This window comes from Chryseobacterium sp. CBo1 (genome assembly GCF_001693475.1).
In the GTDB taxonomy this organism is placed as follows: Bacteria; Bacteroidota; Bacteroidia; order Flavobacteriales; family Weeksellaceae; genus Chryseobacterium; species Chryseobacterium formosense.
Map to the genome: position 1 here is coordinate 16,956 of NZ_MAUH01000014.1, position 14,044 is coordinate 30,999.

Here is a 14,044-nt window from a genome sequence, read left to right on the forward strand (position 1 = left end):
AAAAGTAAAAAGACAATGTCTTAAAAGTGAAAAATATCTTTCGCTCTGTTATAAGAACTTTCGAAATTGAGTAGATTCAAATTATGTTCCGCTTTTTCTACGCTCATAAAATTGATTACCTGTTCGGTCGGCATATTTCCTACCAGATCATCTTTTGCCATCGGACAACCGCCAATTCCTTTGATGGCTGAATCAAATCTTCTGCAACCTTGATCATAAGCAGCTTTAAGTTTAGAATAAGAATCTTCGTAGCGGTTATGAAAATGAGCACCAAAATTCATTTCAGGGTAGCTTGATGGGATTTTCTCAAAAAGAAGTGTAATTTTTTCAGGAGTTGCCACGCCAGTTGTATCAGACAGAAGAATGTTTTTTATGCCTATTTCCGAAAAACGTTTCGCCCAGAAATCAACATCTTCCCATTTCCATACCTCGCCATAAGGATTTCCAAATGCCATTGAAAAATAAAGGTTAAACTCTCTGTTTTCAGCTTTGGTAAGTTCAAGGATTTTTACAATATCATCAAAAGCTTCTTCCTGATTCTTATTGGTATTTCTGTGCTGAAAAGTTTCAGAAATAGAGAAGGGAAACCCCAAAATATCTACAGACTGGTGTTTTAATGCTTTCTCTGCACCACGGAAATTTCCGATGATGGCAGAAACTTTCGTATTCGAAAGAGATTTATCGATATTTTCTGCCACTTCTGCAGAATCTGCCATTTGCGGAATAGCTTTCGGAGAAACAAAACTCACACAATCCAAGACATCGAAACCCACTTCCATCAGCGAATTGATGTAATCTATTTTTTTTGTGGTAGGAATAAATTCATCCCAACCCTGCATTGCGTCTCTAGGACATTCGGTAAGAAACATTTTACTTTTTGATTTTCTCAAATATAATAAAACTAAACTATTTAGTTCTGAAGAAAACAAAGCTAATATTAAACTGAGAATCAGTAAATTATTTGTGATTTAAAATTTCAATCTCTACTATTTAACGACAATAATTTACAGTCACTACCAAAATCAGTAACTTTGTTAAAATTTATGATATTAAAATGAGTACAATAGAATTCAACGCCATGTGGAGAGAAAAACTGCTGAACCGTTTTCTCAGCTATGTAAAAATATATTCGACAAGTGATGCAGAAAGCGAAGCTACCCCATCTACGGAAAGACAATGGGATATCGCCAATTATATTGTTGAGGAGCTGAAAACGATCGGTCTGGAAAATGTATCGATTGATGATAACGGTTACATCATGGGTTACGTTCCTTCTAATCTGGAAAATGATAATCAGCCAACGATTGGATTCATCTCACATTATGATACTTCACCGGACTTCAGTGGAGAAAATGTAAAACCACAGGTTTGGAAAAATTATGATGGTAATGATTTAGTATTAAATCAGACAACAGGATTTACTTTATCTCCTTCAAAATTTGAAAGTTTAAAAAAATATATCGGTCAGACATTGATTACAACTGACGGAAACACTCTTCTTGGCGCAGATGATAAAGCGGGTTGTGCAGAAATTGTAACGGCAGCGGAATATCTGATTGCCCATCCTGAAATCAAACACGGAAGAATCGCTGTTGGATTTACTCCTGATGAAGAAATCGGAAGAGGAGCTCATAAATTTGACGTTGCAAAATTCGGAGCTGAATTCGCTTACACAATGGACGGTGGAGAAGTTGGAGAATTGGAGTATGAAAATTTCAACGCAGCGGGAGCAGTGGTAAAAATCCACGGATTGAGTGTTCATCCGGGCTATGCCTTTGGAAAAATGGTGAATGCAAGTCTTTTGGCAGCAGAATTCATTCAATCTCTTCCTGCAAACGAAACACCTTCTACCACGAAAGGTTTTGATGGTTTTTATCATTTAATGGATATTGCGTCTGATGTTTCTGAATGCAAACTGCAATACATCATCCGTGATCATGATGAAGAGAAATTTGAAGCGAGAAAAAAATTCATGGCACAGAAAGTTGCTGAATTCAACGAAAAACATGGCGAAGGAACGGCAGAGGTTGAAATCAAAGAACAATACCGCAATATGAAGCAGCAGTTTGAAGGGAAAATGCATATTGTAGATCTTGCTGCAAAAGCAATGAAAGAAGCGGGAATTGAGCCTAAAATCAAAGCCATCAGAGGCGGAACAGACGGAGCACAGCTTTCTTACATGGGATTGCCTTGTCCGAATATTTTTGCGGGCGGAATCAACTTCCACGGACCTTACGAATATGTGGCGCTGGAAAGTATGGAAAAAGCCGTTGAGGTGATTGTGAATATTGTGAAAGCATAGATTTTCACTTAAATAAAATTGAAATCCAGCTCTTTTTTGAGTTGGATTTTTTTATTTAAAACAGAACAAAGTAAATTTATATGATTTCATTAAATTTAGGCTAAATATTATATCCTATATTTGTGACTATCAAAAACATCAATGCAGTTTAGAAAAGACATTCAGGGGATAAGAGCGCTTGCTTTTCTTTTGGTTTTTATATTTCATTTAAATTCTTCCTTGCTTCCCGGTGGTTTTATCGGGGTTGATGTCTTCTTTGTGATTTCCGGATTTTTGATGACTTCTATTTTATAAATCACCTTTTCTATATTTACTTTCAGGGTTTTCTACCACATTTTCTACGAACCGCTCCTCACAAGCACCAAAATTTTTAAAATTTTCTCTTCCTTCTTCCAAGGTCATATGATTTGGACCACTTTCTTCAAGTGGATCAAACACTCCGTCGTCTTCCCAAAAACAAACATCACAGATTTCAAAATGTCTTCTTTCAGATAGTGTAAAGTATCCACAACAATAGCATTGAACATTTAAATCATTCTTTTCATCCATAAATTTAAAATTAACAAAAAACCACTACAAAAAAGCAGTGGTTTCACAATATTTAAAATTAAATAGAATTTATCCGTTTGGCTGATTGCCTAAAAAAGCATCCCAACCTTGTGCCGTTAAAGCGACCAATTGATTAGAGCCTCTTGCCACCATGAAATTTCCGTCTTCTTTTTCAACTGCATGGCCAATAATGGTAAAATCCGGGTGATTTTTTATTTTATCGAAATCGTTGGGAGAAATCGTAAACAGCAATTCGTAATCTTCGCCACCGCTTAATGCGGTCATTACAGGATTTAAATTAAAATCATCTGCCGTAGAAATTGTAAGATTATCCAACGGGATTTTCTCTTCATATAATCTGAAACCTACATTAGACTGATCAGAAAGATGCAGTATTTCAGAAGCCAAACCGTCAGAAATATCAATCATCGAAGTTGGTTTGATATCCAATTGTTCCAAAATTCCTTTTACATCGGTTCTTGCTTCAGGTTTTAATTGTCTTTCCAAAATGTAATCGAAACCTTCCATTTCTGGCTGCATATCCGGATTGGCTAAGAAAACGGCATGTTCTCTTTCCAAAATCTGAAGACCCATATAAGCGCCACCTAAATCTCCGGTTACGACTAATAAATCGTTTGGTTTTGCGGTACTTCTTCTGACAATATTTTCTTCATTTTCAATTCCGACGGCAGTAATGCTCATTACCAAACCGGCATTGGAACTCGTTGTATCTCCGCCGATTAAGTCTACTTTGTATCTTCCGCAGGCTGTTTGAATTCCGGCATACAATTCTTCCAAGGCTTCCACCGGAAAACGGTTTGAAACAGCCAAAGAAACTAAAATCTGCGTTGGCGTTGCATTCATGGCTACAATATCGCTAAGATTTACCACAACAGCTTTGTAACCTAAATGTTTCAAAGGAACATAGCCTAAATTAAAATGAACTCCTTCCGCAAGAACATCCGTCGTTAAAACGACTTTCTTATTATCAGGATTAATAATTGCAGCATCATCGCCGACTCCAAGCTCCGAAGACTCATTGGATAAAGGAAAAAATTCTGTAAGATGTTTTATTAAACCAAATTCTCCTAATTTGGAAATGGGTGTTAATTCTGGGTTTTTATCTTCAAACATACGCTAAATTATAATTGATTGTTGATAATTGATTAATGATGACTACAATCGATCATCGTTTATCAATGATCATTTATTGATTAAAAACTGCCGGGTCAATATTCTCAGGACGGAAAGGAAGCTTCTTAAAATCTTCTCTTGTCATCAAGATAGTTTCCGCAGTTTTGTATTTGTTCATCGCTTCTACAACATCATCCGGCGGAGAAGTCATTTTTCTCAGCATGGTATCAATCCAGACTCCGGTTGCTTCTGAAGTTGCACAGTGCGAACCATCCGGAAGGTAAAACTTATGTACAAAACGATAAATCGAAGCATCTTCTGCACAACCATCGATCTCTAAACTTACAATTACTTTTTGATCTGCGAATATTTCCTTAAAAAATGAAAATCTTTCATGCATAATCACCGGACCAATTCCCCATCGGCTCATTTGGGTAACACCCATTTTTTCTTTTTTCATAAAAGCCATTCTCGTTTGCGCACAATATTGCACGTAAGATGAATTGGCAAGATGTTTATTGGCATCAAGATCGCTCCAGCGAACTTCAAAAGTATGGTAGAATGTCATTTTAAATTTATTTTAAACCACAAAAGTCACAAAAGTTTAATTAATACATGATAAAGCTGAAATTTATCAGATTAAAGTTCAAAAAAGGAATGTGCCTGAGTCGTTGATTTATGGTCACAAAATTACTTAAATAAGATGGTTTATAAAAATTGTAATTTTGCAAAAATAATCCGTTGCATAAAAGCTTTGAATTAAAAAAAGAATAATCAATTTTCACAATTCTTTTTTGTTCTTTTGAAATATTTAAAAATCTAAAAAAAATTTTGTGCCTTTGCGGTTAATAAAATTATGAAGCAAATTATCATTATCGGAGGTGGAGCAGCCGGATTTTTCTGTGCAGCCAATCTTGACGAAAAGAAATATAAAATCACCATTCTTGAACAGAATTCTGATGTTCTTCAGAAAGTGAAAATTTCAGGGGGCGGAAGATGCAATGTTACTCATGCCTGCTTTGATCCGAAAGAGCTGATTCAGTTTTATCCTCGTGGAAACAAGGAATTATTGAGTGTTTTTACTAAATTTCAACCGGGAGATACAATGGAGTGGTTCGAAAACCGAAAAATTTCGTTGAAGATTGAAAACGATAACAGAATATTTCCGGAAAGTAATTCTTCACAGACGATTATTAATACTTTTCTCAATGAAATTCAGAAGAAAAATGTTGAAGTGAAAACAAAATGTTCCGTAAAAGAAATTGAAAAGCTTGATGAAAAATATCTGGTAAAAACAAGTCTGGGGGACTTCGAAGCCGATTTTGTTATTTATACCACCGGAAGTTCGCCAAAATCATTGAAAATGATTGAAAATTTAGGTCATAAAATCATTGATCTGGTTCCTTCTCTTTTTACATTTAATATCAAAGATCCTTTGCTGAAAGATTTGTTGGGAACAAGCTTTGAAATGGCAGAAACTTCTATTCCGAAACTAAAAACAGAAGAAAGCGGACCTTTATTGATTACGCATTGGGGACTTTCAGGACCTGCGATTTTGAAAATTTCGGCTTGGGAGGCAATTAATTTAGCCAAAGTGAAATATAATTTTGAAATTGAAGTAAATTTTATTTCGAAAGGTATGGATGAAGCGGAAGAATTATTTCAGAACTTTAAACAGACAAATCCGAAGAAAACAATCGGGCAAGCGAAAATTTTTGAGGTAACGAATCGTTTTTGGCAAAGAGTTTTGGAGGTTTCCAATATAGATTTGAATAAACAGGTTGCACAGATTTCCGGAAAAGAAATGCAGAAAATTTTAGAAAATTTATGTAAAAAGAAATTCAATGTAACCGGGAAATCGACTTATAAAGATGAGTTTGTAACTGCAGGAGGTGTTGATTTAAAAGAAATTAACTTTAAAAATATGTCTTCGAAAATTTTGCCTAACTTTTATGTCGCCGGAGAGGTGTTGAATATTGATGCGGTTACGGGTGGGTTTAATTTTCAGGCTTGCTGGAGTGAGGCTTGGCTGATTGCACAGGATTTAAATACAAAAATAAACTAAACATAAATGGTGCAAATCTTTTCCACTAACCACACAATTTATTTGAGAATATTTGTGTGAAAATTTGTGATATTAGTGTTTTAAAAGAATATGCTTTTAGTAAAAAAAAATATTTTGAATATTCTGAAAATCCTTCTCCTTCTAGGGTTCGGATATTTCTTTTGGCTCATGCTGAAAATCACATTAGAATATATTCCATTGAAAAGCGATGTGAGTTTTTTAATGATAAAGCAAACCGAAGTAGAGCACAGATCGGAATATCTTTACTTTTTTTACACTCATGTTTATACAAGTATTTTTGTTTTATTGACAGGTTTTTTAGCGATTATCAGAAAAGATTACGGATTAAAAAACTTCCATAGAAACGCTGGAAAAATTTATATTTTTTTTATTCTGATTTTCGCTGCTCCATCTGGAATTTATATGGGGATTTTTGCAAACGGTGGCTTACTTTCTAAAATTTCGTTCGTAATTTTGGGCTGTTTGTGGTGGTTTTCGACATTTAAGGCGTACCAATTAGCACGACAAAAAAAATTCAGCGGACACAAACAATGGATGTGGCGAAGTTTCGCACTCACAATTTCTGCCATTACATTGAGAATGTGGAAGGTAATTATTGTATATTTATTCCACCCGAATCCGATGGATGTTTACCAGATTATTGCATGGCTCGGTTGGGTACCCAATATTATTTTAATAGAATATTTAATCACAAAAAAGCACATTTAATTTATATGAAAATTTTAAAATTCACGTTACTCACTTTAGTGGCATTCGGTTTCACAAGCTGTAAAAAAGATGCGCCAACCGAAGAAAAATCCAAAGATAGTTTAGTTGCCAAAAAAGATTCAGCCGTTGTGCCTGAAGTTCATAAAGAATATTACGGAATTTACATGGGTGATTTTGCAGGAAAGGAAATGATTACCCCTGAATTTGGTGAAGAATATGAAGGTGATGTTTATAAAAAACTTTCTCTGAAGATCAATCGTATTACCAAAGACAGCGTTTATGGACAAAGTATTGTGAATGGCAACCAAAGACCTTTTCGTGGTGTTTTTAATGAATCTACACAATCTTTTATCCTTGATGAGCCCGGAAATGATAAAACTGACGGAAGATTTGAGATCAAGCTTAAAAACGACAGCATTACCGGAAAATGGACGGCTTTTAACAAGACCGCAGTAAAAGCCCCTTTGAAAAATTTAAAGCTGATCAAAAAAGAATTCGTTTACAATCCGAATTTTATGCTGGATGAAAATTCTGACCTGATCGACTGGGAAAATCCTAAAGATTTTAAAGAAAAATATACTGACGAGGAAACCGGAAAAACTGAAACTTATACCGAATCTAAAAACAGAATTGCTTCTGATGCCGTATTCAAAATCAATGCTTCCAAGCAAAAGCTGACTGAGAAAGATCTCAAAAACCTACGCAAACTCGATATGGAAATCATAAAGAATGCAGTTTTTGCAAGACATGGGTATGCATTCAAAAAGCCGACTTACCGATACTTTTTTGAGCAAACCGACTGGTATATTCCGGTTTCAAGCAATGTCGACAGTGAACTTTCTCCCATGGAAAAAGACAATGTGGCTTTGCTGAACCGTTTTATAAAATATGCGGAAGATAAATATGATTCTTTTGGGAGGTAATGATCTGATGTGCGCTTATTTTTGCTTGAATAAGAGTATCTTGTGATCTTTGTTTAGAATCTTAATAGTTCTGTGCAGTTTTCCTTCTTCGTAAGAGAAAACTTGTAGGGAATCGCAGATAGTTCCTTTTTTATATTTTTCATTATAATTAAGGCTATCTGCAATAAATTTCTTTTCTTCACAAAATAATCTTAACTGATTGTTATTTAATGACTATCTTCCTGTTTCTTTTTGTGCGCAGGTTGAATATTCATAGGTGTTGTTCTTGTTTAATTTTAATGTCAATTGCAGTACTAAAGAACCGTATTTTAATCGATTTATACTACTATTTTCAGGGGTTGTGTATGTTCCAAAAATTTGTTCAGAATTTTGTTTTGAGCATGAGCAAAAGAAAATGCAAAGCAGTAAAATATATCTGACTGACATTGTTTTTAATTAGATGTGATTTTAGTTGAAATATAAAGCAATAAACATCCCACCGCATAACATAAAATATCAATCCACGAAAAAGAATTTCCGATCACGATATGCATCATGCTTCCCGGTTGGAAGCCTAATTTTTCTGCAATATTGAAAAACTGAGCGAATTCTACAATACACGAAAATGCAAAGATTCCGAGAATAAGTTTCGTGTCATCGGTGACGAAAAAACTTTTTACTAAAGTATATAGGAGCATGACAACAATAACGTCTCCCAGATAAGCCCGAATAAAGAAATTATCTTTTAAAACGGTGGCAATGAGTACCTCAATGAAAAAAATCAGAAGGGATAAAAGGAAATATTTTAAGTTAAATTTAAATTTCATCAGACTAATTTTGGCTAAAGCCTTTGATTTTTGTGTTAAAAAAGAGCGGACTAAAGTCCGCCCAATTACTTTTATAGGCTAAAATAAAATTATTTTTTCACTTTGATCGTACAGCCGATTGCTACGGTTTTCGTCATTTTTACCGATTCATTTTTAAGTAATGCATCCACTGTGTCTTCTGCATAACGTTCGGAAACATCATTCGGATCTTCGTAATTATTATCAATTGCACCGATGTATTTTACGATGTTTTTTGAGCCTTCTTTCTGAAGAACAAATACATGTGGGGTTTTTGTAGCGCCGTATTGAGGATAAATTTTCTGACCTTCATCTACCAGATAAGGAAATGTAAAACCCTTTTCTTTGGCTCTTTCGATCATTTTTTGGTAACTGTCTTCTGGCTGTACATTCGGATCATTCGGATTGATTGCAATCACAGGATAACCCTGAGATTTATATTTCTTGTCGAGGGCCACAATTCTGTCTTCGTATTTTTTTGCATACGGACAATGGTTGCACGTAAAAACCACGATGAAACCTTTAGCTTTTTTAAAATCACTTAAAGAAACCATTTTTCCGTCTGTATTTTTCAGCTTAAAATCTGTTGCTTCATCACCAACTTCATAACCTTTCGCAGAAGCCGTTTTAGATTTTGGCTCTTCATTTTTATCGCTGTTGATTTTTGTAAAACTCAGTAATCCAAGTCCGACAATAAATGCGGTCATTAAAATTTTGAAATTTTTCATAGTATTTTGTTTAGTTTAAATTTTTAACAATAATATTTTCTAGATTTTCTTTGCTCATTTCACCGTCATTGAAATGTATTTTTTCTCCGTTTTTGTAGAAAATAGTTACCGGGATATTTCCGTCCCAGTTTTTTTCAAACTTAGGAATCCAGGTGTTCATTCTTTTAATATCGTCCAGTAAAACAACTTCTGCGGTCAGGATTTTGTTTTTAATAAACTGAATAACGCGTTCTTTATCTTTTGCGCGATCTAAAGAAACCAACAGCATTTTAAACTTAGGATTTGCTTTAAATTTATCATTAACTTCTATGAAATCCGGTAGCTCTTTCACACATGGAGCGCAGGTTGTAGACCAGAAATTGAGCACCAGAAAAACATCTTTTTCTTCTTTAATTTTCTGTTCAAGCAATTCGTACTTGATCATCGGAATGTCGTTCACGACAACGATCTTTTCGTTCTGAGGAAGGATTTCTTTGTAAGGAGGAGTCTTTTCCTGAGAAAAACAAACAGAAACACTGAAAATCAACACGATTACACTAAAAATTTTCTTCATACTCAAAATTAACGAATGAATATCTAAACTATTTGTCTAATGCTGTTAAACTTTGTTAAATTAATTTGATATAGTATTTTTGCTAAAAATAAAAAATGAAAAAACTCTTTGTATTGCTCACATTATCTTTCGCATATTCTGTAAGTGCTCAAAACACGGTGGAAAAAAATGTGTCAGATGAATCAGTCAATCACAATGCAAAGATTATCTCTTCTGATGATTTTGATAAATTTGCAGAATTTCCCAGAGGTTTACAAACATTTAAAGCCTTAATTGCTAAAAAATTTAAAATCAAAAATGTCACGGGTAAGGGAACAGAAAAATGTCAGGTTACTTTTGTAATAGAAAAAGATGGGACACTCACTCAAGTTGAGGCAATGGGAGAAAATGATAGTTTTAATCGGGAAGCCGTGCGAATTGTTTCCAAAATCAAAGATCGATGGACTCCTGCTGAATACAATGGTAAAGTCGTAAGATCAAGGTTTAGATTTCCGCTTACTCTATATTTTGATTAATTGGTATTAAGTTTGCTGCCCTCAATGAATAATAATTGGTTTGAGAAGACTTTCATTTCCACCAATATAAAATTAAATTAATGAAGAAAGCAGTTTTGTTGCTTGGTTTATTTTTCGCATCATTTGCCTTTGCTCAGGAAAAAGACACAAAAAATGTTGTTGAGAATTTCGTTCCCGATGTTTCAGCCCTGCCTGATTATACTATTGTTAAAAATAAATTAGACTTAAAACAGGTCGTTACAAAAGCAGACACAATCCCTGAATTTCCGGGTGGAATGATGGCTTTCAAGAAAAAATATTTCGAAAATATAGAAACATTAGACCTCAAAAACAATGAAAAAGTAGATATACGGCTTTACTTTATCGTTGAAAAAAACGGTTATGTAAGGAATGTCGCTGCAGTTTCGAAAAACAAAAAGCACGCTGAAGAAGCAGAACTGGGTGTGAAAAGAATGTTCATACGTTGGAAACCCGCAAAATTGAACGGACAAGCAGTGCGGTATTTATTCTACTTTCCTCTAAAGAGCAAAAAATACAATTAGGAAATTACTTCGATGTCAGATTTTTGGCGTCGATTTTTTATTTTTTGATTAAATTTGATTATGAAAAATTTCATTTTAATAATTTCTCTACTTCTAAGTGGAATTGCTTTTGGACAAAATACAAATTCTCCCTCACCGCCACCTACAACAAGTAAATACCCTATTTATAATAATTCCAATACGTCCGTTGATGTTTTGGCAATTTATGAAAATCCAGATCAGATGCCTGATTTTCCTGATGGAGTTTTAGCTTTTAGAACTAAATTTCAAAATGCAATTGTTTTGGATTCTTTTCGGTCTGAAAATGGAGAAAATAATCTCAAAGGACTCATTAGTTTCGTGATAGAAAGAGATGGAAGTATGACTGATTTGAAAGTTACCGGTTCAAATGAAAAATTTAATGCAGAAGTAAAAAAAGCAGTTCGCAGCATTAAAGAAAAATGGATGCCCGGAAAAATTAAAGGCGAAACAGTACGAAGCCGATATAGAATTCCTTTAACAATTAATATCAGCTAATCTTACCCTCCAATCATCTTTTTAATCGAGTTCAGCTTCATCAACGCTTCAATCGGCGTCAAAGTATTGATGTCGATTTTCGTTAATTCTTCTCTGATGTTTTCCAAAACAGGATCGTCTAACTGAAAAAAAGACAGTTGCATGTTTTCTTCAGTCACTCTTTTGATAGTTTCTGAAGAGCTACCCTGAGTTCGGCTTGCTTCCAAAGTTTTCAGAATTTCATTGGCTCTGTTGACCACTTTTGAAGGCATTCCCGCCAGTTTTGCTACGTGAATACCGAAACTGTGCTCACTTCCGCCCGGAACCAACTTTCTTAAGAAAATAATATTCCCTTTGTTTTCCTGAATAGAAACATGGAAATTTTTCACACGTTCGAAATTCACGGTCATTTCATTCAACTCGTGATAGTGGGTTGCAAACAAAGTCTTTGCCTGAGTCGGATGCTGATGAAGATATTCCGCAATCGCCCAAGCGATGGAAACCCCGTCGTAAGTGGAAGTTCCACGACCGATTTCGTCTAATAAAATCAGGCTTCGTTCAGAAATATTATTCAGAATATTTGCTGCCTCATTCATTTCCACCATAAAAGTTGATTCGCCTGCAGAAATATTATCGCTTGCGCCAACTCTCGTAAAGATTTTATCTAAAACGCCTATTTCAGCGTGTTTTGCAGGAACAAAACTTCCGATCTGAGCCAGAAGACATACAATTGCAGTCTGACGAAGAATTGCCGATTTACCCGCCATGTTGGGTCCGGTAACCATAATAATCTGCTGAGAATCTTTATCTAAGAAAATATCGTTCGGAATATATTTTTCGCCTAAAGGAAGTGCATTTTCAATGATCGGGTGTCTAGCTTCTTTTAAATCAATGGCAAAAGTCTCCGTTAAAACAGGTTTTGTATAACTTTCAGAAACGGCCAGTTCAGACAAGCCAACAGCAACATCAAGCTGTGCGATAATATTCGAGTTTTCCTGAATCCTGTCGATGTAAATCATCGTTTCGGAACAAACCTTTCTGTACAACTGATTTTCCAGAACACTGATTTTTTCTTCAGCTCCCAGAATTTGGTTTTCGTATTCCTTTAATTCTTCGGTAATATAACGTTCGGCGTTGACCAACGTCTGTTTTCTTAGCCAGTCGGACGGAACTTTATCTTTATGAGTATTTCTTACTTCAATAAAATATCCGAAAACATTATTAAAATCTATTTTTAAGCTGGTAATTCCTGTTCTTTCGATTTCTCTTTGACACATTTCATCCAAAAATCCACGACCTTTAGATTGAAGTCCTCTTAATCGATCAAGTTCTTCAGAAATACTTTCTTTAATCACATTTCCTTTGGCAAGATTTACCGGAAGTTCTTCATTCAAATGATTTTCAAGCAGAGCAATTAGTTCATCTAACTTATTTAACGGTTCAAGCCACGCCAAAACATCGGCATGAGGATGAAGCAATCCTTTAATTTTCTGAATATTTATTAAACTTTGACGTAAATGACCTAATTCTTTCGGTGAAATTTTTTCCGCCGCCAGTTTTCCCATCAATCGGTCTAAATCTGAAATTGATTTCAACAATTCTGAAATCTCATATTTAAGATGATCTTTCTCGTTCAAAAAATCAATCAGCGAAAGTCGTCTTGAAATTTCATCAACCGATTTTAAAGGAAGAATAATTCGTCTTCGCAACAATCTTCCGCCCATTGGGGTAGAAGTTTTATCAATAATATCCAAAAGCGATTTTCCTTTCGGATGGCTCGGATAAACGATTTCTAAGTTTCTCAGCGTAAAATGATCCATCATCAGATAATCTTCCTGCGGAATAATCTGAATTTTGGTAATGTGCGCCAGTAAATTGTGATGCGTGTCTTCAACAAGATAAGCGAAAATAGCTCCTGCAGCAGTAATCGCTAAATTTAAACCTTCAACACCAAAACCTTTTAATGAATTGGTTTTAAATTGATTTGTCAGTTTTTCGTAAGCAAAATTATACTGATAAGCCCAGTCTTCAAGCTTGAAAACATTTTTATTTTTAAGCTGATCCGGAATCTGAACACTTCTCTGATAAATAATCTCACTCGGGTCAAACGTATTAACAATATGAAGAAGTTTATCGAGATTTCCTTCACTGACTAAAAATTCTCCGGTAGAAACATCGACTAAAGCAATTCCGTATTTTTCTTTTTCTTTATGAAGCGAAAGAAGAAAATTATTCTTTTTTGAACTTAAAACCTGGTCATTGAACGTTACTCCTGGAGTTACCAATTCGGTAACGCCACGTTTTACAATTCCTTTGACCATTTTTGGATCTTCCAACTGGTCGCAAATCGCAACACGAAGTCCTGCTCTCACCAATTTTGGTAAATAAGAATCTACCGAATGATGAGGAAATCCAGCCAGTTCGATATGACCTTCTCCATTGGCTCTTTTTGTTAAAACAATTCCCAAAACCTGAGAAGCTCTGATGGCATCCTGCCCGAAAGTTTCATAGAAATCCCCCACTCTGAAAAGTAAAAGCGCATCAGGATATTTCGCCTTGATGGTATTATACTGCGTCATTAACGGGGTTTCTTTCTTCGTCGCCTTTGCCATTAAAAAATTGTCTTAAAATTGGGTTGGTAAAAATAGGAAATAAAATCCTTGAGGCAAATTGGTTATTCGAAAA

Annotated in this window: 16 protein-coding genes; 8 read left to right on the forward strand and 8 right to left on the reverse strand. The window is 34.9% G+C overall.

The window, feature by feature from the left end; all coding sequences use genetic code 11:
* Window positions 1–20 precede the first annotated feature (20 nt).
* The gene (locus BA768_RS10155) at window positions 21–869 is read right to left on the reverse strand and encodes a hydroxymethylglutaryl-CoA lyase (RefSeq protein WP_065720652.1); all 849 of its coding nucleotides are present in this window, start codon (window positions 867–869) and stop codon (window positions 21–23) included.
* Between the two features lie 185 nt (window positions 870–1,054).
* Here BA768_RS10155 and pepT point away from each other — a divergent pair, with 185 nt between their 5' ends.
* On the forward strand, window positions 1,055–2,302 hold the full coding sequence (gene pepT / locus BA768_RS10160; protein WP_065720653.1) for a peptidase T: 1,248 nt from the start codon (window positions 1,055–1,057) through the stop codon (window positions 2,300–2,302).
* Between the two features lie 141 nt (window positions 2,303–2,443).
* Window positions 2,444–2,596, forward strand: coding sequence for a hypothetical protein (locus BA768_RS20900; protein ID WP_317039949.1), 153 nt, complete (start codon window positions 2,444–2,446; stop codon window positions 2,594–2,596).
* Here the strand turns inward: BA768_RS20900 and BA768_RS10165 are convergent.
* From BA768_RS10165 to BA768_RS10175, 3 genes are all read right to left on the reverse strand, one after another.
* Window positions 2,591–2,851: a CPCC family cysteine-rich protein gene (locus BA768_RS10165; RefSeq protein WP_034672777.1), complete on the reverse strand. Its 261-nt coding sequence runs from the start codon at window positions 2,849–2,851 to the stop codon at window positions 2,591–2,593. The genes BA768_RS20900 and BA768_RS10165 overlap by 6 nt on opposite strands.
* 69 nt (window positions 2,852–2,920) lie before the next feature.
* Complete coding sequence (gene thiL / locus BA768_RS10170) at window positions 2,921–3,985, reverse strand: thiamine-phosphate kinase (RefSeq protein ID WP_065720654.1); 1,065 nt, start codon at window positions 3,983–3,985, stop codon at window positions 2,921–2,923.
* Window positions 3,986–4,058: 73 nt separating this feature from the next.
* Window positions 4,059–4,553: an acyl-CoA thioesterase gene (locus tag BA768_RS10175; RefSeq protein ID WP_034672774.1), complete on the reverse strand. Its 495-nt coding sequence runs from the start codon at window positions 4,551–4,553 to the stop codon at window positions 4,059–4,061.
* A gap of 288 nt (window positions 4,554–4,841) precedes the next feature.
* On the opposite strand from BA768_RS10175, the gene BA768_RS10180 reads away from it, so the two are divergent.
* From BA768_RS10180 to BA768_RS10190, 3 genes are all read left to right on the forward strand, one after another.
* Window positions 4,842–6,050 carry an NAD(P)/FAD-dependent oxidoreductase gene (locus BA768_RS10180; RefSeq protein WP_065720655.1) on the forward strand — a complete coding sequence of 403 codons (1,209 nt, stop codon included), beginning with the start codon at window positions 4,842–4,844 and terminating at the stop codon, window positions 6,048–6,050.
* A 90-nt stretch (window positions 6,051–6,140) separates the two neighbouring features.
* The gene (locus BA768_RS10185; RefSeq protein ID WP_065720656.1) at window positions 6,141–6,779 is read left to right on the forward strand and encodes a DUF2306 domain-containing protein; all 639 of its coding nucleotides are present in this window, start codon (window positions 6,141–6,143) and stop codon (window positions 6,777–6,779) included.
* A gap of 5 nt (window positions 6,780–6,784) precedes the next feature.
* A complete protein-coding gene (locus tag BA768_RS10190) occupies window positions 6,785–7,702 on the forward strand; it encodes a YARHG domain-containing protein (protein WP_065720657.1) in 918 nt (305 codons plus the stop codon).
* Between the two features lie 431 nt (window positions 7,703–8,133).
* On the opposite strand, the gene BA768_RS10195 is transcribed toward BA768_RS10190, so the two are convergent.
* The 3 genes from BA768_RS10195 to BA768_RS10205 form a co-directional block, all read right to left on the reverse strand.
* The gene (locus BA768_RS10195; protein ID WP_065720658.1) at window positions 8,134–8,508 is read right to left on the reverse strand and encodes a DUF2809 domain-containing protein; all 375 of its coding nucleotides are present in this window, start codon (window positions 8,506–8,508) and stop codon (window positions 8,134–8,136) included.
* A gap of 89 nt (window positions 8,509–8,597) precedes the next feature.
* Window positions 8,598–9,254 carry a thioredoxin family protein gene (locus BA768_RS10200; RefSeq protein WP_065720659.1) on the reverse strand — a complete coding sequence of 219 codons (657 nt, stop codon included), beginning with the start codon at window positions 9,252–9,254 and terminating at the stop codon, window positions 8,598–8,600.
* Between the two features lie 10 nt (window positions 9,255–9,264).
* Window positions 9,265–9,807 carry a TlpA family protein disulfide reductase gene (locus BA768_RS10205; protein WP_083206631.1) on the reverse strand — a complete coding sequence of 181 codons (543 nt, stop codon included), beginning with the start codon at window positions 9,805–9,807 and terminating at the stop codon, window positions 9,265–9,267.
* Window positions 9,808–9,902: 95 nt separating this feature from the next.
* On the opposite strand from BA768_RS10205, the gene BA768_RS10210 reads away from it, so the two are divergent.
* From BA768_RS10210 to BA768_RS10220, 3 genes are all read left to right on the forward strand, one after another.
* Complete coding sequence (locus BA768_RS10210) at window positions 9,903–10,322, forward strand: energy transducer TonB (RefSeq protein ID WP_065720660.1); 420 nt, start codon at window positions 9,903–9,905, stop codon at window positions 10,320–10,322.
* 80 nt (window positions 10,323–10,402) lie between these two features.
* Window positions 10,403–10,864, forward strand: a complete 462-nt coding sequence (locus BA768_RS10215) for an energy transducer TonB (protein WP_065720661.1) — start codon at window positions 10,403–10,405, stop codon at window positions 10,862–10,864.
* Between the two features lie 60 nt (window positions 10,865–10,924).
* Entirely contained in the window at window positions 10,925–11,380 is a 456-nt protein-coding gene (locus tag BA768_RS10220; protein WP_065720662.1) for an energy transducer TonB, read from the forward strand.
* A 2-nt stretch (window positions 11,381–11,382) separates the two neighbouring features.
* Here BA768_RS10220 and mutS read toward each other — a convergent pair whose 3' ends face one another.
* Window positions 11,383–13,971 carry a DNA mismatch repair protein MutS gene (gene mutS / locus BA768_RS10225; protein ID WP_065720663.1) on the reverse strand — a complete coding sequence of 863 codons (2,589 nt, stop codon included), beginning with the start codon at window positions 13,969–13,971 and terminating at the stop codon, window positions 11,383–11,385.
* Window positions 13,972–14,044: the final 73 nt, after the last annotated feature.

What these genes read in the sequence shown, in the direction of transcription:
- BA768_RS10155 (WP_065720652.1), bottom strand. Translation starts at nt 869, where the DNA reads ATGTTTCTTACCGAATGTCCTAGAGACGCAATGCAGGGTTGGGATGAA.
- BA768_RS10215 (WP_065720661.1), top strand. Translation starts at nt 10,403, where the DNA reads ATGAAGAAAGCAGTTTTGTTGCTTGGTTTATTTTTCGCATCATTTGCC.
- BA768_RS10175 (WP_034672774.1), bottom strand. Translation starts at nt 4,553, where the DNA reads ATGACATTCTACCATACTTTTGAAGTTCGCTGGAGCGATCTTGATGCC.
- BA768_RS10200 (WP_065720659.1), bottom strand. Translation starts at nt 9,254, where the DNA reads ATGAAAAATTTCAAAATTTTAATGACCGCATTTATTGTCGGACTTGGA.
- BA768_RS10220 (WP_065720662.1), top strand. Translation starts at nt 10,925, where the DNA reads ATGAAAAATTTCATTTTAATAATTTCTCTACTTCTAAGTGGAATTGCT.
- mutS (WP_065720663.1), bottom strand. Translation starts at nt 13,971, where the DNA reads ATGGCAAAGGCGACGAAGAAAGAAACCCCGTTAATGACGCAGTATAAT.
- pepT (WP_065720653.1), top strand. Translation starts at nt 1,055, where the DNA reads ATGAGTACAATAGAATTCAACGCCATGTGGAGAGAAAAACTGCTGAAC.
- thiL (WP_065720654.1), bottom strand. Translation starts at nt 3,985, where the DNA reads ATGTTTGAAGATAAAAACCCAGAATTAACACCCATTTCCAAATTAGGA.
- BA768_RS10190 (WP_065720657.1), top strand. Translation starts at nt 6,785, where the DNA reads ATGAAAATTTTAAAATTCACGTTACTCACTTTAGTGGCATTCGGTTTC.
- BA768_RS10165 (WP_034672777.1), bottom strand. Translation starts at nt 2,851, where the DNA reads ATGGATGAAAAGAATGATTTAAATGTTCAATGCTATTGTTGTGGATAC.
- BA768_RS10185 (WP_065720656.1), top strand. Translation starts at nt 6,141, where the DNA reads ATGCTTTTAGTAAAAAAAAATATTTTGAATATTCTGAAAATCCTTCTC.
- BA768_RS10195 (WP_065720658.1), bottom strand. Translation starts at nt 8,508, where the DNA reads ATGAAATTTAAATTTAACTTAAAATATTTCCTTTTATCCCTTCTGATT.
- BA768_RS10180 (WP_065720655.1), top strand. Translation starts at nt 4,842, where the DNA reads ATGAAGCAAATTATCATTATCGGAGGTGGAGCAGCCGGATTTTTCTGT.
- BA768_RS10205 (WP_083206631.1), bottom strand. Translation starts at nt 9,807, where the DNA reads ATGAAGAAAATTTTTAGTGTAATCGTGTTGATTTTCAGTGTTTCTGTT.
- BA768_RS10210 (WP_065720660.1), top strand. Translation starts at nt 9,903, where the DNA reads ATGAAAAAACTCTTTGTATTGCTCACATTATCTTTCGCATATTCTGTA.
- BA768_RS20900 (WP_317039949.1), top strand. Translation starts at nt 2,444, where the DNA reads ATGCAGTTTAGAAAAGACATTCAGGGGATAAGAGCGCTTGCTTTTCTT.